The sequence below is a fragment of the Shewanella sp. AC91-MNA-CIBAN-0169 genome, assembly GCF_040310165.1.
GTDB lineage: Bacteria > Pseudomonadota > Gammaproteobacteria > Enterobacterales > Shewanellaceae > Shewanella.
Map to the genome: position 1 here is coordinate 51,815 of NZ_JBEOPM010000012.1, position 18,801 is coordinate 70,615.

The 18,801-nt window shown below is 41.0% G+C and carries 18 protein-coding genes; 5 read left to right on the forward strand and 13 right to left on the reverse strand.

The genetic code is table 11. The features are described 5' to 3' along the window. Positions 1-9 precede the first annotated feature (9 nt). A complete protein-coding gene (locus AAEY98_RS11830; protein WP_101087901.1) occupies positions 10-909 on the reverse strand; it encodes a LysR family transcriptional regulator in 900 nt (299 codons plus the stop codon). 369 nt (positions 910-1,278) lie between these two features. Here AAEY98_RS11830 and AAEY98_RS11835 point away from each other — a divergent pair, with 369 nt between their 5' ends. After that, the gene (locus AAEY98_RS11835) at positions 1,279-1,728 is read left to right on the forward strand and encodes a hypothetical protein (RefSeq protein ID WP_350996205.1); all 450 of its coding nucleotides are present in this window, start codon (positions 1,279-1,281) and stop codon (positions 1,726-1,728) included. Positions 1,729-1,770: 42 nt separating this feature from the next. Here AAEY98_RS11835 and AAEY98_RS11840 read toward each other — a convergent pair whose 3' ends face one another. Both AAEY98_RS11840 and AAEY98_RS11845 read right to left on the reverse strand, forming a co-directional pair. After that, positions 1,771-2,478, reverse strand: a complete 708-nt coding sequence (locus tag AAEY98_RS11840; RefSeq protein WP_350996208.1) for a pseudouridine synthase — start codon at positions 2,476-2,478, stop codon at positions 1,771-1,773. Positions 2,479-2,626: 148 nt separating this feature from the next. Further along, positions 2,627-3,490, reverse strand: a complete 864-nt coding sequence (locus tag AAEY98_RS11845; protein ID WP_351010493.1) for a DUF4010 domain-containing protein — start codon at positions 3,488-3,490, stop codon at positions 2,627-2,629. Between the two features lie 498 nt (positions 3,491-3,988). Here AAEY98_RS11845 and AAEY98_RS11850 point away from each other — a divergent pair, with 498 nt between their 5' ends. After that, on the forward strand, positions 3,989-4,243 hold the full coding sequence (locus tag AAEY98_RS11850) for a TIGR03643 family protein (protein WP_101087889.1): 255 nt from the start codon (positions 3,989-3,991) through the stop codon (positions 4,241-4,243). Positions 4,244-4,325: 82 nt separating this feature from the next. On the opposite strand, the gene AAEY98_RS11855 is transcribed toward AAEY98_RS11850, so the two are convergent. Together AAEY98_RS11855 and AAEY98_RS11860 are read right to left on the reverse strand one after the other, a co-directional pair. Then, positions 4,326-6,809, reverse strand: coding sequence for an ABC transporter permease (locus AAEY98_RS11855; protein ID WP_350996212.1), 2,484 nt, complete (start codon positions 6,807-6,809; stop codon positions 4,326-4,328). Beyond that, positions 6,809-7,558 carry an ABC transporter ATP-binding protein gene (locus AAEY98_RS11860; protein WP_162022734.1) on the reverse strand — a complete coding sequence of 250 codons (750 nt, stop codon included), beginning with the start codon at positions 7,556-7,558 and terminating at the stop codon, positions 6,809-6,811. The genes AAEY98_RS11855 and AAEY98_RS11860 overlap by 1 nt, the downstream gene beginning before the upstream one ends. A 61-nt stretch (positions 7,559-7,619) precedes the next feature. Between AAEY98_RS11860 and AAEY98_RS11865 the strand changes: the two genes are divergently transcribed. After that, entirely contained in the window at positions 7,620-8,177 is a 558-nt protein-coding gene (locus tag AAEY98_RS11865; RefSeq protein ID WP_162022733.1) for an arylesterase, read from the forward strand. A gap of 175 nt (positions 8,178-8,352) precedes the next feature. After that, positions 8,353-9,420: a DUF3083 family protein gene (locus tag AAEY98_RS11870; RefSeq protein ID WP_351017104.1), complete on the forward strand. Its 1,068-nt coding sequence runs from the start codon at positions 8,353-8,355 to the stop codon at positions 9,418-9,420. Positions 9,421-9,507: 87 nt separating this feature from the next. Here AAEY98_RS11870 and sohB read toward each other — a convergent pair whose 3' ends face one another. Continuing rightward, positions 9,508-10,518 (reverse strand): protease SohB, encoded by a 1,011-nt coding sequence (sohB, locus tag AAEY98_RS11875; RefSeq protein ID WP_162022732.1) that lies wholly within the window; start codon positions 10,516-10,518, stop codon positions 9,508-9,510. Between the two features lie 122 nt (positions 10,519-10,640). Then, the gene (locus AAEY98_RS11880) at positions 10,641-13,130 is read right to left on the reverse strand and encodes a VolA/Pla-1 family phospholipase (protein WP_351017107.1); all 2,490 of its coding nucleotides are present in this window, start codon (positions 13,128-13,130) and stop codon (positions 10,641-10,643) included. A gap of 259 nt (positions 13,131-13,389) precedes the next feature. Here AAEY98_RS11880 and AAEY98_RS11885 point away from each other — a divergent pair, with 259 nt between their 5' ends. Continuing rightward, positions 13,390-14,127 carry a YciK family oxidoreductase gene (locus tag AAEY98_RS11885; protein WP_011638022.1) on the forward strand — a complete coding sequence of 246 codons (738 nt, stop codon included), beginning with the start codon at positions 13,390-13,392 and terminating at the stop codon, positions 14,125-14,127. A 103-nt stretch (positions 14,128-14,230) separates the two neighbouring features. On the opposite strand, the gene AAEY98_RS11890 is transcribed toward AAEY98_RS11885, so the two are convergent. The 6 genes from AAEY98_RS11890 to pspA form a co-directional block, all read right to left on the reverse strand. Then, positions 14,231-14,566 carry a ComEA family DNA-binding protein gene (locus AAEY98_RS11890; RefSeq protein ID WP_101087875.1) on the reverse strand — a complete coding sequence of 112 codons (336 nt, stop codon included), beginning with the start codon at positions 14,564-14,566 and terminating at the stop codon, positions 14,231-14,233. 141 nt (positions 14,567-14,707) lie between these two features. Continuing rightward, entirely contained in the window at positions 14,708-15,799 is a 1,092-nt protein-coding gene (locus tag AAEY98_RS11895) for a TIGR01620 family protein (protein WP_351017110.1), read from the reverse strand. Between the two features lie 35 nt (positions 15,800-15,834). Next, entirely contained in the window at positions 15,835-17,277 is a 1,443-nt protein-coding gene (locus AAEY98_RS11900) for a YcjX family GTP-binding protein (RefSeq protein ID WP_351017113.1), read from the reverse strand. A 53-nt stretch (positions 17,278-17,330) separates the two neighbouring features. After that, positions 17,331-17,726 carry an envelope stress response membrane protein PspC gene (gene pspC / locus AAEY98_RS11905; RefSeq protein WP_101087871.1) on the reverse strand — a complete coding sequence of 132 codons (396 nt, stop codon included), beginning with the start codon at positions 17,724-17,726 and terminating at the stop codon, positions 17,331-17,333. Further along, entirely contained in the window at positions 17,713-17,952 is a 240-nt protein-coding gene (pspB, locus tag AAEY98_RS11910) for an envelope stress response membrane protein PspB (RefSeq protein ID WP_086019761.1), read from the reverse strand. Before pspB ends, pspC begins: the two co-directional genes overlap by 14 nt. Before the next feature lie 19 nt (positions 17,953-17,971). Further along, positions 17,972-18,655, reverse strand: coding sequence for a phage shock protein PspA (gene pspA, locus AAEY98_RS11915; RefSeq protein ID WP_162022729.1), 684 nt, complete (start codon positions 18,653-18,655; stop codon positions 17,972-17,974). Positions 18,656-18,801 lie beyond the last annotated feature (146 nt).

Below are 18,801 nucleotides of genomic sequence, written 5' to 3' on the forward strand. Positions count from 1 at the left end.
TAACGGGCATCACTTCACCAACTGTTTAATTTTATTGATTATCGGTCCATAACGACGTGCAAGTGGCCGATGTTTTTTGTAAATGATAAACAAGGGCTCACTGACCACCACATTGTTGGCTTGCTCGGTGGCAAAAGATGCTATGCGGATATGCTGTTGTTGGGCAAAATTATCAACTGCAAATTGTGGTAGCACAGCAAATGCCAGCCCTTTAGCCACGGGAACAAGAATTTGGTTCAATTGGTTAACGTAACTGCGAATAGGCACCTGCAACGCTAACACCTGTTTTTCAATAAAATACTGGCCGACTATTTGCGACCAATAATGCATCGCATCTGGATGGCTCACCATTCCAAGTTCCATGAGTTGTTCAAATGTAACCGATTGATGTGGGTACGACTGCGGTAACACCAGACACAGAGACTGTGCAGCTAATGGGGTCACCACCAGCTCATCCATGTTAATCGGCTGCGTAATGATGCCCACATCAACGGTATTGGCCATAACACTATCAATAATGCGTTTATTAGGCGCCGCTTCCAGATGGATTTGTAATTGACTATATGGCAACTGATAGTCAATAAGGTGAGGATATAAAAGCAACGCCATCGATCCCGAACACGCTAAACGACAAACGCCTACATGCTCATCATCAACCGCTAATTGCGACAAAACTTGTTGCTGTTGCTGCTGCCAAACTAATGCTTGTTGATATAACACAATTCCAGCTTCAGTTAGCTCAAAGCTTTTTCCTATTCGAATCAGTAAATCAACGCCCACTTGCAGCTCAAGCTTTTTAATGTGTTGACTCACGCCAGGTTGCGTCATAAAAAGCTGCTCTGCCGTGTGAGTAAAATGCCCTACTTCGACAAGTTTAATAAATGTGGTTAACCATTGTTGATTTAACATGCTGCGCCTCTATTATGCACTGAACACTTCATTGCATCGACAATGAACATCTCTTATACGACATCGATTATGCGGACACTAACGTCACCGCCGATAATGGCACAATGATAACAAAAAGTTATTGTTTTATGTATTTTTAATAACCTTACCCACTAACGTTAGCTAAAAGGACAATATAACCAGAAAGGTGTCATTCCAGCTCAAACCCGTGGTTAATACGATTTACTTTTTGCCATCCTCACACACTCCCGTAAAACGGCCAGGTTAACATGCCGCATTGTAGAGTGACTTGACTCTACCTGATTCCTTACTATGATTAAATTGTACAAAAAACGAACAAAATAATTAATTATTAAAAAGGATAATAAAATGAAAAAATTATTAATTACATTAGCTTGCGTTGTATTTAGCTCCGCATTATTTGCCAAAGATAGATTGGAGATTTACCAAGATTACGATCTCGGTACTGAAATAATGGTAATGACTACCGTTAAAGTAGATCCTAATATGGCGGATATATATTTGGCAGGTTTGAGTAATAGCTGGGTTAAAGCGGTTAAAATTGAAAAGGAACTTGGTTATATCAAAGACTGGAAAATCTATGCAAGTGATTTACCAGTGAGTGGTGATTTTAACATGTTATTAGTCGTTACTATGGCTAATGGCGCAGACATAGAGCCTAACAAAAAGAAGTATGAAGCGTTCATGAAAAAGTGGAGCGAGGCTGATAAAAAAATGTCTAATGAAATTTCAGCCAAATACCCTGAAGTAAGGACATTAACGGGTGAATATCGCATGCGTGAGGTCATGATAAAATAATCAATAAAGCGCTTTTTACACAAATACTAAGGGGCGCTGAATTTAAAGCTTATTTAAAAGTATATGACTAAATGAACCAATTTCTACATCGGTTAAATAACGCCATTCACCTATTGCTACATCCAGTTTAACCGCACCAATACTTTCTCGATGCAGCGACACCACTTTATTACCTACGGCAGCAAACATGCGTTTAACTTGATGGAACTTGCCTTCAGTTAAGGTCAGTAATACTTCTTGTGGTGTGATAATGTGCAACTGTGCCGGTAATGTCAGCTCTTGCTCCCCTTGCAAAGCAATGCCTTGTAAAAAAGACTCTCCGGCATCTGCTGCTATCGGCTTAGCTAATTTAACCCGGTAAACTTTATGGCATTGCCCAGACGGAGACGTGATAGCAAATGTCCAACGACCATCATCGGTAATAAGCACTAATCCGGTTGTGTCGGCATCTAATCGTCCGGCAATATGCAACTCAGATGGTCGTTCGGCGTCAATTAACGAGAATAGCGACGGATAGACACCATCGACATTCGAACAAAGGGTATTGGCAGGTTTATTGATTAACATATAACGAAACGCTCGAGCAGCAAGCTTTTGACCGTTTAAGCTGATGTCATTATTTTCATGAACTTGAACAGCTTCATCCCTGACAACTACACCATTAACGAGCACAGCCCCGTTATGGATATGTTGAATAACCTCATACTTTAATAATTCAGTACTTTTACAAACAAATCGATCAAGACGCATAAATAACCTTAACTTGGGATAATCATTTATTATTGGCTACTTAAGCGGATATTATGCTTTGTCTCGTCAGATATGCAGTCAATGGTGGGGGGTATTATGCCACAGACGTAAAGTGCAGTTTGTATTATTAGAGAGAATAGCAAACACATTACTCAAGCAAAAAAGAGCAAAAAAACGTAGCACCGACACTTAATGCAAACCCCAAAAACATCATTGCAATAAAAATCCATTTGTGAGAAAAATTGCTTCCTTTAAACATCAAGTACGATTTACTGATGGTGTTACCGAGTAAAATTAACAACAATAAATTTATTAAATCAATATCCTGTGGATTCATAGACCATTCGCTCATCACCGATACAAGAATGGCATGAGCTTCAAAAAATGATACCAGCAACGTACTGATCCCTCGCGATAAACCAAGTTCACTGCCGATAAAATGCATGGCATATACAAGTCCGAGGATAAAAATAGATAGCTTAGCAACATTTTTCCAATTTATCGGATGATCAATTAATAGCTCAATATCAACTGTTGGTTGCCCTGACTGGTTACTTAAAAAAAGTAAATTGGATTGCATCTGCACATATATTATCGCCGTAATAAAAAACAATAATTGCGTGACAAAGGGGATATAAAAAATAAAGGCTAATTGGTCTGCCAAAAAAAAGATAATAAATAGACATTCCAGTAACATAGAACATAAAGCAAACAACAATGTCAGTAGCAAATCACGTTCACTTGTTGATGCAAATTTTTTATCATTTAATATTTGTAAAAAAACTGCCGTACTGGAAATAAATCCTCCCAGAAAGCCCTGTAACTGGAATCGACTGCGTTTTGCTAGTAAGTGAAAACTAAAAAAGCTGAATAACTCTAGACAGGCAACTAAAGGCACAATTTTTAATAGAGGAACGTAGGCTGCAACAACAAACAATGCTACAAGCATGGTCATGTCAAACCATATATGTTTGTCTTTAAAATGATATGAGAGTGGTGTTTTATGCTCCATCGACAATATTTGCCTCTACAACTATGTATCCTGGTGGACTAAATCATAAATTATTCAGAACTAACACTTTTCATCACAACATTAACCACTACATTTATCGTGATCGGCACCGAGCACTTTTTAATATAGCTTAATTATACAGCAAGCCAACTTAAAACGATTTAGTGATTAGACAAATGCTTGTCCAATCTCGTAATCGACAGCTAAGGTGGCTTGATAAATTTTATAGCACGACTTGGCAGGGGGAAATACTATAAAATGTACCGCACTCATCATTGGTAATGAGCACTCACCCTGTGGTGCCGGCATTTAACCGTCCGCCAATAGGATGATCAGATAATTGTTCAGCATCCACTAATGAAAAAAATATAGGCCAATAAAACTTGTCTCTATATTTTAACGTATTCATCTGCCTTAAACACAAATCCTTAATACACTAATCTAAACGCTGATAACTAACGTATTAGAGCGCAAACCCAATAAACATTATCAAACTCAATGCTATCACCGCACGATACCTCAAGGATCATTGAAATGGCATGGGAAGACCGCACGCCATTTGAAGCTATTGAACATCTTTATGGCTTAAACGAATCAAATGTGATTAAACTCATGCGCTCATCACTCAAACCCAATAGCTTTAAGTCTTGGCGAGCCCGTGTTAGTGGCCGTAAAACCAAGCACCTTAAATTGCGACCTGAAGGTATTGATAGAGCGTATTGTCCAACCCAATATAAAATGCGTCAAAAGTAATCACATCAGTGATCAACTAAGGTAAAAAGGCAACATAAAAAAGGGAGATGACAATGCATCTCCCTTAATATTTGTAAGTACTTTAGCCCTCTTTTAACATGTCACTGCACGACTTATTGAGTAACTGACGACAACGCCAAATCCCTAAGATTGCCACAATTAGCGCGCCTGCGATTGGAGTGATGCCCCACCATGGCCAATGCATGTATACCACTAACTCAAACACTTGAGTTTTTAGCATGTATAAAGCAAACTCAGCCACAATCACCGCTAATAAACCAGCAATTGCACCAAGCAAAGCAAACTCAATTCCAGTAGAAGCACGAAGTAACCAACCGGATGCGCCAAAAGTTCGCAACACTGCGAGTTCTCGTTGTCGAGTCGCCATGCCAGCCTCAGTTTGCGCAATCAACACCAAGGCACTGGCCAACAACACTAATGCCAACACTAGTGATAGTGATAATGACACTTGATCGATTATTTGCCGTAGCTGCTCAACCATCGCCCCAACATCAATAATCGATATCGTTGGAAATTGTTGGATCAGTTGCAATACCACTTGATTGGCGCTCAGCAAGCTACCATCCGCCGCTAATTGCGCATCATTAAGGTGAAAACTGGCCATCGAGGTATAGGCAAATGGCGCCAACGCTTCAGGGGTAAAAATCATGAAAAAGTTAGGTTGTAGGGTTTCCCACTGAACCTGTCTAATACTGGCAACTTTCACCGAAAAGGATTGATTATCGATGCTATAAGTGAGCTTGTCGCCAAGTATAACGCCTAGTCTATCTGCGACACCGGACTCAACCGAAACATCATCCGCAGCTTGATTAAACTTGCCCTCAAGCAGCTTATTATTTGGCGGTAAAGTATCTCGATAGGTTAAGTTTAGTTCGCGAGAAATCCCCACTCGCCCTTCAGCTCCGCTTTCAGCTTGTTTGCCCGAAATCAACTCCTCGTCGTTAATATGAGTGAGTCGACCACGCACCACAGGATAAATATCGGTAGCGTTAATATGATTTAGGCTTAAAAAGTCATTTAATGGCTTAGCATCCTCAGGGGCTATATTCACTAGAAAGTAGTTAGGTGCATTTTCAGGTAACTGCTTTTGCCATTCATTAAGTAAATCTTGACGCAAGGCCAAGATGGTGAGCAATAATACCAATGCACTGCTAAATCCAACCAATTGCACAGCATTTTGACGAGCACGACGGCGAAGCCCAGCTAATGCTAGTTGGAAAGGATTGGTGGTTTTCATGCCAATGCCATGACCGAAACGGATCATCACAAAGCCCAGCACACTGAGTAAAAAACCTAACAACAGCACCGCAAGTACCACTGTCATCGTCAATGCTAAACTTCTTGAATACAAATACCCCAACAAGGCCATTGCGGCCAAGCTTAATAGTAAATGGAGCCACATGCCCAGCTGCAGGCCTTCTAATTGGCGCTGCAATACTCTTAACGGCGGAATGGCTAACAGCCGCATTAACGGATAAGCAGAAAACATAAATGCACTGATTAGCCCCGTGCTTACACCTAATAAAATAGGCCGTAAATACGGTGGAGAATAAGCGGCTATCTCTGGTGGTAAAAATGCCGTAATGCCAATGTCGAGCAATAACCCGCCCAGTAAACCCAGTGCAATACCCAATAAGGTCACTAACGACAAATGCAGTCCGAATAACACCCGAATTTGCTTGCCTGAAGCGCCAAAGGTTTTCAGCATGGCCACAACATCATAGTGGCGTTGACAGTAACGCTGCGCTGCAATACCAATCGCGGCGCACGCTAATGCAATACCGAGTAAACTGGCTAGCAGCAAAAAGCGCTCCGCACGTTGCACAGCTGAAGCTATCGGGGAATCTCCCGATTGCACATCTACCCAACGCTGGCTGTTATTGAGCAAAGGTTTAGCTTGCAGTTCAAAGGCCGTTAGCTGCTCTGCATCGCCAGTAAATTGGTATAAATACGTCACCCGACTACCAGGTTGAATAATACCTGTCGCCGCCACATCATCTAAACGTATGAGTAATACTGGTGAGGACGCAAACGGATTAAACCCTGCATCCGGTAAACGACTAATCTCTTCGGTTAGCGATAACTCACTATTGCCCAATTCAATGCTTTTTGGGTAGCCAAGCAAACCACCTAAACGATTTTCAAACCATGCTTGCCCCTTGCTTGGTAATGCTCGAGTGACACCGTTACTCAGTTCTATATCGCCTTTTAACGGATAGCCATCACCTACCGCTTTAACGGTCACTAATTGAAATTTATCGCCCGAATACACCATCGAGTTAAATTGCATGTTAGTGACGTGGGCAAGGCCTAACTCATTGGCAACTGTAAGGACTTGTGCATCAAGTTCAACCGGTGAGTCGATAATACGGTCGGCGGCAATAAAGTTAGAGGCTTCGCCATTAATGGCTACTTGTAAACGCTCACTAACCCGCGCGAGCCCGGTCACGGATAACACCGCTAACGTAATAGCCAACACGATAAGAATTAATTGTCCTTGAGCGAGTTCACGTTTAAACAATCTCCACGCAATTTGCCACTCCATTAATTAACCTCCGCAACAGGTTCCGCGCTCACATGGGCAGCCTTAAGATTATCTGCGTATGGTTCTGACAAATGGCCATTTTCCATCACTAATTGGCGTGCGCAACGTTTTGCTAAATGTAAATCATGCGTCACTAACACCAACGTGGTGTCACTTTCTTGGTTTAACTCAAACAACATATCAGCAATTTTATCACCATTCACACTGTCTAAGTTGCCTGTTGGTTCATCTGCAAACAGCACTTTGGGTTCACAAATAAAAGCTCTGGCAATAGCCACACGTTGCTGTTCACCACCCGATAACTGTTTAGGCAAATGATTTAATCGATGAGATAAACCAACGCGATTGAGCATGGTTTGGGCTTTCTGCTTGGCATCTTTCACCCCTGCAAGCTCTGCGGGTAGCATAACGTTTTCAAGCGCTGTTAAGGTATCAACCAGCATAAATGACTGAAAGATAAAACTGACTTTTTGCTTACGAAGCGCTGCTTTTTGCTCTTCATTTAATCCGGATAAGGCCACCCCATCCAACACTATCTCACCAGAGGTAGGTGTATCTAATGCTGCAAGTAAACCCAATAGTGTCGACTTACCTGAACCTGATGGTCCCAAAATGGCGATACTGTCTCCTTGCTTGACTTCTATATTAATGCCGTTGAGGATAGTCAACTCTCCCTCTTGGGTCACGACAGTTTTATTGAGGTTAGTTACAGTAATGGCACTGGTATTTCGATCGATATTATTAGACATACAATCCTTCTTATATTCGTCACTTAAACGCGTGCTTACCAGCGTGTTTATACTGATAGTTATGAGTGTACCGACCTATGCTGCCACGATTTTGATATTAGGTGATAGCTTAAGTGCAGGCTATGGCATGCCAGAAGATCAGGGATGGGTACAATTATTACGTAACCAGTTGCCTCAGCATCAGATAATTAATGGTTCTGTTAGTGGTGAAACAACGGCGGGAGGATTACGTAGACTCCCGAGTTTACTGGCTTCAAGCCAGCCAGACCTGATTGTCATTGAGCTAGGTGGTAATGATGGGTTGAGAGGTTTTCCACCTAATAAACTGAAATCAAATCTTACAAAAATCATTACCCTATCGCAGCAACAAGGCGCGAAGGTGTTATTAACTGAGATTATGGTACCACCGAATTACGGCCCGAGGTATGCCAAATCTTTTACTCAGATTTATCATCAGTTAGCCGAACAATATACTATTAAGTTAATCCCTTTTTTCATGCAAGATATTGCCACCGACAAAACGCTTATGCAGCGCGATGGCATTCATCCGAATGAACAAGCTCAAGACACTATTACGCAGTTAATGTTACCTTGGATCACACAAGTTTTATCCGAGTAAACACTTAAATTTGAACAAGTTTTGTTCGACATGTTAAAAACATTTTAATAAAGTGATCGAAAGTCATTTTAATTTAAGCATCAATGTTTAAAATGGACACTCAGCAAGCGCATTAAATAAGCATAAACATATAACGATAAACTTTAGACAACAACTAAGGCAATAAGGAAATAATATGTCCGTCAGTCGTCAAAAAAAAGTATACTTGCCAACAGCAACACGTAAAAATCAATACATTACCATTGGTTTTCCGTTAACTGATGAATATCTTAATGCATACAGTGATTTAGAAACTTGTTACGATGAATTTAGCAAACTCGTCTATCAACTAGCCGAAAAGCAAGAATTGTACAACGTGCACGTTGTCACTACCGATAAATTGCCTATGGTACGCTTCCACAGTGAAGCTTATTGCTTAACCACAGATGAGCAATTACGTTTTTTCTATAACCCAGCCCACCATGAGGCTAACCGTTTACACAGCGTTGCAGGCTTTAGAGCTAGAAAACTTAGAATTGTATTTTTAGCCACTGGTAATGACCTTCGCAGTAATTCGGCTGAGTTTCACTCTCATGTGCAAAAATTTATAGCTGAACTAAAACCATTATTACCCGTTAAAAATGTGCCAATTAAAGTCCGTGACCACCAGCATATTTCTTATGATTTCTTTGCTAAAGCAAAAGGACTAAAAGAAACCTACGGTTATAAATTACGCGCTGTTGATAGTCGCTATCAACGACGTCATTGCGAGCTACCAGAAAATGTCAGCACGCTCAATTATGTCACCATAAACATTCCAGTTGACCGCCGTATCAAAAAGCAGTTACTCGCAAATGATACCACCGACTTTACCAGTGTTTATCAAAAGGTATGTGACAAGTTTATCGAAGCGACTAAAAGCAAACAGCTTAATCGTGTTGCGGTGGTTGCCAACGGCAAAATACCACTTGTACGTAACAGTAAGTATGAGCAATTAACCAGTACTAACGAATTTCAGATGGTTGGGTTTGATCCTCATGCAGAATCACCAGAGCCGATTTGCCACTGGGATGCGAACAAGCTTGTAGACGTTTTCCGATTTGTGATTGTCGCAGGTAAAAGCGATGAAACAGACGAAGGCTATGGTCGTTTTATGAATCAAGTTGAAGAAGCTATACGTGTATTTACCAATGAGTTCGATATTGATAAAGAACACGCCGATGTCATTTTACGTTTCCATCAACACATCAGTTACAAAGCTTAGTCACTCATAAGCTTTACAGTATAAAAAACGACAGCCTAGGCTGTCGTTTTTGTCTTTAATCAATTGCGTTGTGGTAATGTTGCTGTACTACACCGATTGATTACGCTCCGCAAAACGATTCATCATAGTTGTCACTGATAGTGAAACGCCATGAGCAATTTTATCCGCTAGCTTTTTCTTCATTTGATATTGAATTTTAATCACTTGATGGGTGTTAACCAAGTCTAAAATTACATCATCGCTGGTAGAAACCGCATCGATAAGCCCTAAGTCAATTGCTTGCTGGCCATACCAATGTTCGCCAGTGGCAACTTTAGCAATGTCCATATTAGGACGATAACGGCCGACAAACTCTTTAAAAAGCACGTGAGTTTCTTCTAATTCCTGTTGGAACTTAGCTCTGCCTTCATCAGTGTTTTCACCAAAAACGGTTAAAGTACGTTTAAAGTTACCTGCGGTGTGCTGTTCATAATCAATATCATGATTTTTTAACAAACGATTAAAGTTTGGTATTTGCGCAATCACCCCAATTGAGCCCACTATCGCAAACGGTGCGGCGTAAACCTTATTAGCCACACACGCCATCATATAGCCACCACTTGCAGCCACTTTATCCACGCAAATCGATAATGGGATATTAGCTTGACGCAAACGATCTAACTGACTTGACGCTAGGCCATACCCATGAACCATACCGCCACCACTTTCAACATTGACCAATACTTGGTCATCTTTATCTGCGATGGTTATAATAGCGGTCACTTCTTCGCGTAATGACGCGACTTCATTGGCATCTATACTGCCTTTAAAATCAATAACGAATACTTTGCCTTTGGTTAAGTTTTGTTTCTCAGCCGCTTTTTCGGCTGCTTTTACTTGCTTTTCATAGGCTTTAAATTGTTTTTTAGGCAGTAACTCTTCTTTCAACTGATGCTTTAATTGCATTAGCTCATCTGAAATATCAGTCAGTCTTAGCTCACCTTTATCAGATTTGTTTTTCATGCTTGCTGCCAGCACAAATATTACTACCGCTAAAATAGCGACAACAATGGTTACCGCTTTTGCTAAAAACAGGCCGTATTCATATAAAAATTCCAAAACTCGCTCCATACAGGGATGACAATCTTGCGGTATTTTAACAGTAATAACCGACAAGTAGACAATAAAAAACCCAGCTAATTGCTGGGTTTCTTAAGATATTGCGTACTAAATAGTAAACATTAGTTACAGCTTTGGATCACATCGCTGTTAGTCACAACAATCGTAGCTTGTCCTAAACCTGCTGTTTTTGCAAAACCAGCAACTTGAGACTGCATTTCAACAGTCGCAGCAAGAGCCATTCCGTCTGTTACACCATCTACTTCACCTGGGCTAACAATCGAACTGTGATGGCCTTTAGAGAAGCGTACAGCACCAGAACCTGGCGTTGTAGTATCAACACATCCTAGCGATAGCGAGGTAATTAACGGTTCAGTACCCGATAATGGGAAACCTTCAACGCTGTTAGGTAATGTTTGGTCACCTAAGTTGCCTGCCCCATCGCCAACCACTTCAATTAAATGCACTGGTAAACCAGTAGCCGCTAATTTTTCGCCATGGTTAATTGGGTCAGCAGAATCGACAGCTGTTTGCACTGCAAAAGCAAATGTTGGTATAAACTCAGCATACACTGCTTGAACTAAAGCAGCATACTCGGCACTACCTTCCTCATAACCTGCAGTATTTGCAGCAGTAACGAGAGCGGCAAACGTACTAGACGCGGTGACATTGGCAAATAACTGTGGACCAAATGCAGCAGAACCCGCAAATGCACCAGCTAAACCACCAGCAGGCGCCACTAACGATGCTGCATTAATTGCATAAGCGTTAGGTAAAGCATCACCCGTCATAGGATTAACTAACCCAGTACTGGCATAAGTAGAGAATGTAGTGCCAACAATGCCACCTAAACTCAAACCTTGAGCACTGATTTTAGACACGTCGAATACTTGAACGTCACCGTCTGCGGCTAGTTTTTGCGCCATTCCAGTCAATAATAATCTTAACCCTAATTGGTCTAAGGTTGCTTGACGGAAATTGTCACGCACTGTCAATGTGCTGGCGATGTTAACAAACACTAATGGGTTACCATTGGTGAACGCATTAGGCTTACCGACTACAGGACCAAAAGCTGGGGCTGTTGCTGATATCTCATAAGTGCCGTCTTTGTCTAAATCAAATGAACGAGCACCGTGCAATGGCATATCAATCGCAATAGTGGCAACACCAGCTGCAGCGTATGTACCCGCATAAGCTAGTGCCATTTCTTTACCACCACCTAAACCATGCATTGCGATTGTGGTTGGCCAACCACTTGTTGGAGGCACAAAAGTTCCACCTTGCGCAGCGGTAAATGCTGCAAGCTTAGCCGCATTCGGTAAGGTAATTTGAACTGAAACAGTTTCATAACCTTTGATAGCCGGAATAGGGTTAAACTTGGTTAAATGTTTCGTTTTATCTGCAGCAGTACCATCGTCAAGTTTCCACTGTTTACCTGCAAGTAATGCAGGATTACCCAACGCTGCTTGAGGATCTACACCGTTATCAGATGCTTGTGCAAAAAAGTTAGCTTGGCTTAATGTACCCGCCTGTAAAGCTAGCAATACCGACACAGGGCTGTCACCTTGAGCAAACCAACGGCCATTAGGTGCTGTTGGAGCACCATCGACGATTGGGATCACACAGCCAGCTGATGAACAATCACCGTAGATTGGCAGTTTAATTTTGGCAGTATAAAGATCAGCCATATCGGCGACTACATAGGCTGCACCCGATGCTGGCGTTAACCCAGCAGCCTGAGCAACTGTCAATCCAGTTGGCGTAGGTGCTTGCACAAATGAAGGTGTGTAAGCAGGATTAGAAGCCATCAATAATTTAGTGGTTTCATACACATCAGCGACTGACTGAGTGGTAAATAAACCTGAAAAACTAATCGATTCAGGATCAACACCGTGTGTTTCAGCAACACCTTTTTCATAACTGTTGACCAGATACTGCAGCATTTTTTGTTGTTCTGTTTCAAGCTGCTGTGTTTCAAAATCTAACTTTAACAGACCATAAGTTGTTGACGGAGCAATAGCACGGCCTAGCGAGTCTTGAATAAGATCGGTAGTCACATAGATATAAGACTGACCAGCTTTTAATGGTTTAATCGGTACTATGGCAACTTTATTGCCTGATGCTTTTGATACAAAATCAACACCAAATTGAAGCTCTTCACCTACTTTACAAGCTGAAACTGAAGGTGCTGATTTACACTCAGCATCACTTGATAATGCTCCGCCCACCGTCGCTTCAAACATACGCACCGCACCAGGTTGAAACACAGAGGCTGCATCTAACGTTAATGCATTGCCCTGTAAATCATTAGCAAGTTCGACAGTAATTGAAATTGGTGAACTAGTTGACCATCCATCTAATGCACCTAATGCAATTTGAGGATCAGTATAGTTACCGCTGGCTTCGCCAGGGATAGATAATGTGCCATCAGTGGTTCCACTGAAGAGTAAGTCGTTTGGTAATGGTACTTTGCTATTAGCAGGATCAAACTGCATATGTGAAACAGGCACTAACGGCTCAGCATTATCTACTGCTTCGTTAAAACTGTCACCACCACATGCTGTCAAGCCAAGAGCAGATGTTATTGCAACACCCAAAATGAGTCTTTTCATCTTTTTTCCCCAAATCTTGTTTTAATAATTTTGTTTTCCCCAAGAATTGGTCACAATAGTCCTATCATGCGACCATAAGGACTTATGTTAGTCCTTAACTATTCTCAAGTTAACGTAAAATTATTGAGTTAGCTACAAGTTTGTTACATGCAAATGACCTATTCTCATACAATTATTAATCATTTGTTTCAAACGGTCGTTTATTTTTTATCCGGTACTAGATTTGACGGGCGATTGCGCTAAGAGGAAATAATCAATCATGTTGGAATATCAAGCTGCAAAAGATTTACTCAATAACAAAACAATCTTGGTTACGGGCGCTGGAGACGGTATTGGTCGTGCAGCATCAATCGAATTTGCCAAACACGGCGCAACGGTAATTTTGCTCGGTAAGACCGTTAAAAAACTCGAAAACGTATACGATGAAATTGTTAATGCCGGTTATCCAAAGCCAGCCATTGTACCGTTAGATATGAAAGGCGCGACCGAACAGAATTATATTGATATGGCAGACACCATTGCCGAGCAGTTTGGTCATTTAGATGGTTTATTGCATAACGCATCTCAGTTGGGGGCATTAGGTCCATTTGAGCATATCGATTTAACCTCGCTTGAAACCATTTTAAAGGTCAATGTCACGGCTCAAGCCATCATGACCAAGTCATTATTGCCTATTATGCGTAAAGCCGAGCATGCTTCAATTGTGTTTACTTCTAGCGGTGTTGGACGTAAAGGTCGTGCTTATTGGGGACCTTATGCATTTTCTAAATTTGCCACTGAAGGCATGATGCAAGTGTTAGCTGATGAATGTGATAATACCTCTGTAAGGGTTAATAGTATTAACCCAGGCGCGACTCGTACAGAAATGCGTGCAAAAGCTTATCCTGCTGAAGATCCACAAACACTAAAAACAGCTGAACAAATTATGCCGACTTATTTATTCTTAATGGGTAATGAATCTATCGACACCAATGGCCAGGCACTTAATGCACAATAGTTTACCTGTATTAGTTAAGCTGCATTAGTTAACCTGCATTTGGGCTCGCTGATATAAAAAACGGAAGCAATTGCTTCCGTTTTTGTATAAACAGGCGTCTCATTTAGAAACTCATATTCTCAGTATTCTGGCTGACTAACTTTTCACCAATTCCTGTCACCATGGTTAACTGTTTCAGATCGGTAAATTTGCCGTTTTTGGTTCGATAGTCAACAATCGCTTTTGCTTTGGCTTGCCCAATACCTTTCAGCGCTTGTAATTCTTCAGCGCTGGCTTTATTGATATTGACCTTTTGCATAGCCGTTGACTTTTTCTCCATCGATTTTGTGGCTTGTTTTGTGGGCTCTGCCATTGTCTTTACCGTTTCAGCGGCGTAAGAATGACTACTTAACAAACAACATAAACCCATTAATAATGCAGTTAATGACAATGATTTCATTAGATTCTCCTTTCCTTCCTTAGTTTGCTGGTATGCGTCCTTCTCCATTACCAAGCTCGAACGATTCGGAACGCGTAGGGTTTCCGGATCGGAGGCTAACTGTAGTCAATAAACTCACATTGTACAAAAAAAACACATATTTTATTCGTTCTTATCAACAGGCTGAGTTTGTTTCGATTTGTTTTTGGACATCATTGACGAGGTAAACTGCTTTAATTCACCCAATAAATGCTGATGAACGTGGGATAATTTAGGCTTATTGTGTTTATTAAATGCAATAGGGCGACACAAACTCATAGCTTGATAACCGAGTCTTGCGGTAAGTAAACCGCCACCGAGCCCCTGTGCAATTCGGGCAGATAACTTGCCGGTCATTTCCACCGATAATAATTGGGTGCCTAAATCGGTAATCACCTCTGTGCTCCCCGCGTAAATAAGATTAACCACAATGCTACGAATAAGTTTTATCCGACTCCAATAACCTAACTCAATCGCATAAATAGCAGCGACTTCATTGATCATTTTTTGATTACGCCACAAAATAATAGCCATATCCAGCGCGGCGAGCGGACTGGCTGCTAATAATAATGCCGACTCTGCAGCAAAACGATTAACTCGCTTTTTAGCGAGTAGATCACGTTCAGACAACACGATATCTTCAAATAATACAACGATTTCAGCATCATTATGTTCATGGCTACAGGCTTGTAGATATTGTTGCTTTGCCTCGTTATTTGGGTATTTGGCTAATATTGGTGCCAGAAATTGTTTAGCTTCACCCATTTGCATGCTTTGCGACAACCGTTCAGCTTTCGTTTGATGGTCACTCACCTTTTTAAGATTAACTAATTTACGCCATTCTTTAAGGGTCAACACCATCGCCCATACACTAACAATGGATAACACAGTTGCATAAAAGCCAAATAACCACGGACTTTGCTGAAGAGAGTCAATTAACCCCATCACGGTTTGAACTATGACGAAGAACACCAAACCAATAATCGATAATCTTGCCAATAGTGACCAACGCTTGGGTGTTGCAGGTTTAATGCTGTCTTCCATTGAGGCTGGTAATTCTATTAAGGATTTCTCACAAATAAAGTCAATGTCTTCAAACGGTTTAGCGGGCTTAATAGGATCCGCTTTGGAATGCGCCTCTTGAGTCACGATTAAGTCTGACTCCGTAAATATTTGCGATTTCTTTATCGGCGAACTATGTGTAGATTCATTCATAACTAAGGCCCAAATTATTGCTCAAAATAAATCCATTAAGACAATTTATCGCCTAATAGGAACTCTAAAAGGTGATCGAGACGAATGTGTTCAAATTGCGGATTGTGATCATGAATATGACTTAAATTAGGCGGCAGAAAAGCACTAAAACTAAATCCTTGTTGTTGCCAAAATTCAGCATCAGGTAATGATGCCGGAACATCGCCAGGATATAAGGTCACTTTCTTGCCATCAAGCCCAGTCCCTTTTACCACTTCTTGTTGAACACCATCAATATTGACCATCCCATGTTGAGTGGCCTTAATCGCACTTATTGCCATGGTTTCAACTTCACTGCCTTCAAAATTGGCATAATGCTGGCTTTGTTGTAGCATTGCGGTTAACAAACTGAGCACATGACTCTGTTGATCACGGGTCACTCTGTCTACTTGGCTAGCAGCAAATAATACTTTATCAATCCGCGGTGAAAACAGACGTTTTATTAAACTCGACTGACCAAATTGAAAGCTCTCCATAATGCTGTTAAGTGCACGGCCCATGTCATTAAATTGCGCCTGACCATGATTAAGCGCATTTAAACAATCAACTAATACCAATTGGCGATCAAATCGAGAAAAGTAGTCACGATAAAAGGGCTTAACGACTTGTGATACGTACTGTTCATAACGCCGTTTAAGTACGTGATAATTTGAATCACTTGAGCTTGCAGATAATTCCGAATGCTGAATTGGACTCAAGGTAATCAATGGAAAGAATGTCAGTAACGGGGTATTTTCATATTCACCCGGTAATAACATACGCCCTGGTTGGGCGTGATAAAACCCCTGTTGCCGAACCAAATCAACCAATAAGGTTTGATACAAATCAGCAATGTGCTTAAGGTGCTGTTCATCAGCTAATTGGCTTAACTCTAACGTCTCTACAGCTTGATTGAATGCGCTAAATAAGGGCGAGTGACGTAAACATGTCACATTAACCTGTTGTGATAAACACCATTGAGTAAAATCTTGTTTAAGCATCGGTAAATCAAGTAACCACTCACCTGGATAATCAACAATATCTACGTACAAGGTTGCGGTATCTGTTAATTTAGCTAACAAACCTTGCTGAGGCTGATACTTAATGGCTAAACGTAATTCGGTAATATTTTTGGTTGAAGCAGGCCAATAAGGAGGCGACGAACATAATGCATTCATTGCACCTTGATAATCAAAACTGGCAATGTCTAAATCGGGTTGCATAGCGCGGTTGACAGCAATTAACCGACCTTCGCGTGCCACTTGCCATAATGGTAAAGGATTGTGCTTGGCGCTTTTTCCTGCATGCAATAACTGATTGACTAAGCCACTAATAAAAGCGGTTTTACCTGCACCGGATAACCCAGTAACGGCTAATCTGACATGACGATCGGTACTGCGGTTAACAATAGACTGAGCGGTTTGGCTGACTTTAAACAAGGAACGATCTAAAAATCTCATGATGGCTGATGGCTCCCCAAAAAAGACGGGCGGATAACCGCCCATTAGAAGGATTAAAGACTATTGATTTGGCGTTTAAGATCAAAGTTGTCTGAGGTGACATGTTCTTCGAGTCGTCTTAAACGGAGTTCTAATCCATTAAATTGACGATTAACATCAAACAACGCTTGCTTTGCAGGTTCACCTGCTTGCCAAATTTTCTTTTTAATTTCAATATCTTTGTGATTTTCTTTGTTATCTAAGTTTTGTGGTTTGATGTCTAATATCATCCATAAGGCAATATAAACAACAAACACAATCCCTGTTCCACCGAGTAAGAATATCGACACAGCAATGACTCGCACTAGCCATGTTTCAAAGTTAAAGTAATCTGCAATACCTGAACACACCCCAGCCACTTTACCATTTTTTGGGTTGCGGTATAGAGTACGACCATTAGATGGGACCATGTTTTGCTCTCCATTCTGGTGATTCAGTATCTAAAATCGCTTCTAATGTTTCAATGCGACCGCTCATTTTTTCAGCTTTCGCAATGAGACCATTAAGCTGGTTAAATTCTTCCTCGGTGAGCCCCTGGCTCACTTGTCGCTTACTGCGATAATGAAGAACCAACCAGATAGGTGCCACAACAACCATAAAGATGATAATTGGTGCAATAAGAAGATCCATATCCATAACTCACCTCTGAATAAATTTACGCTTTAGATTTAGGTTGTGCTTTCGCACTCATTTTTGCTTTTAATGCTGCTAATTCATCATTCACAGAATCTTCTGCTTCTAATGCTGCAAACTCGTCAGCTAGAACGTTCTTTTTACCTAAATCATATGATTCTACTTGTGCCTCAAGTCCTTCAACTCGGCGCTCGTATTGTTCAAACTTCATCATTGCATCATCGATTTTGCTTGAATCAAGCTGCTTTTTGACTTCTAAACGTGAAGTGGCAGTTTGCTTACGCATAATGATGGTTTTTTGACGAGCACGAGCATCATTCAATTTTTCTTGAAGTTGAGCGATTTCATCTTTTAAACGAGCGACATGCTCTTCAACAACTTGCAGTTCCATCTCAAGTGCTTGCAATAAACCAACCGTTTTTTGCTTTTCACTCAACGCGGCTTTGGCTAAGTCTTCACGATCTTTGGATAACGCTAACTCAGCTTTATTCTGCCAATCTTGAACTTGCTCTTGAACACGAGCAATCCGGCGAAGTAATTCTTTTTTCTCTGCCAATACTTTAGCGGAGGTTGAACGTACTTCAACAAGTGTGTCTTCCATTTCTTGAATGATAAGACGGACCATTTTTTCTGGATCTTCGGCTTTATCAAGTATTGCGCTGATATTTGAATTAACGATATCTGCGAAGCGAGAGAAAATTCCCATAATGTGTTCCTCAAAATTAACGTGGATGTCGCAGTTGGTATTACACATTACGTGCCAACATTTACAAATGCAACAACATCATATACTTAAACAAATATTTAACTTTTGCTTTCTTTTAACACTCAAGCCATTTATTATGATTTTCA

Bases quoted from the DNA above. Each gene is read 5' to 3' on its own strand.
- AAEY98_RS11830 (WP_101087901.1), bottom strand. From the start codon at position 909: ATGTTAAATCAACAATGGTTAACCACATTTATTAAACTTGTCGAAGTA.
- AAEY98_RS11835 (WP_350996205.1), top strand. From the start codon at position 1,279: ATGAAAAAATTATTAATTACATTAGCTTGCGTTGTATTTAGCTCCGCA.
- AAEY98_RS11840 (WP_350996208.1), bottom strand. From the start codon at position 2,478: ATGCGTCTTGATCGATTTGTTTGTAAAAGTACTGAATTATTAAAGTAT.
- AAEY98_RS11845 (WP_351010493.1), bottom strand. From the start codon at position 3,490: ATGGAGCATAAAACACCACTCTCATATCATTTTAAAGACAAACATATA.
- AAEY98_RS11850 (WP_101087889.1), top strand. From the start codon at position 3,989: ATGCTATCACCGCACGATACCTCAAGGATCATTGAAATGGCATGGGAA.
- AAEY98_RS11855 (WP_350996212.1), bottom strand. From the start codon at position 6,809: ATGGAGTGGCAAATTGCGTGGAGATTGTTTAAACGTGAACTCGCTCAA.
- AAEY98_RS11860 (WP_162022734.1), bottom strand. From the start codon at position 7,558: ATGTCTAATAATATCGATCGAAATACCAGTGCCATTACTGTAACTAAC.
- AAEY98_RS11865 (WP_162022733.1), top strand. From the start codon at position 7,620: ATGAGTGTACCGACCTATGCTGCCACGATTTTGATATTAGGTGATAGC.
- AAEY98_RS11870 (WP_351017104.1), top strand. From the start codon at position 8,353: ATGTCCGTCAGTCGTCAAAAAAAAGTATACTTGCCAACAGCAACACGT.
- AAEY98_RS11880 (WP_351017107.1), bottom strand. From the start codon at position 13,130: ATGAAAAGACTCATTTTGGGTGTTGCAATAACATCTGCTCTTGGCTTG.
- AAEY98_RS11885 (WP_011638022.1), top strand. From the start codon at position 13,390: ATGTTGGAATATCAAGCTGCAAAAGATTTACTCAATAACAAAACAATC.
- AAEY98_RS11890 (WP_101087875.1), bottom strand. From the start codon at position 14,566: ATGAAATCATTGTCATTAACTGCATTATTAATGGGTTTATGTTGTTTG.
- AAEY98_RS11895 (WP_351017110.1), bottom strand. From the start codon at position 15,799: ATGAATGAATCTACACATAGTTCGCCGATAAAGAAATCGCAAATATTT.
- AAEY98_RS11900 (WP_351017113.1), bottom strand. From the start codon at position 17,277: ATGAGATTTTTAGATCGTTCCTTGTTTAAAGTCAGCCAAACCGCTCAG.
- pspC (WP_101087871.1), bottom strand. From the start codon at position 17,726: ATGGTCCCATCTAATGGTCGTACTCTATACCGCAACCCAAAAAATGGT.
- pspB (WP_086019761.1), bottom strand. From the start codon at position 17,952: ATGGATATGGATCTTCTTATTGCACCAATTATCATCTTTATGGTTGTT.
- pspA (WP_162022729.1), bottom strand. From the start codon at position 18,655: ATGGGAATTTTCTCTCGCTTCGCAGATATCGTTAATTCAAATATCAGC.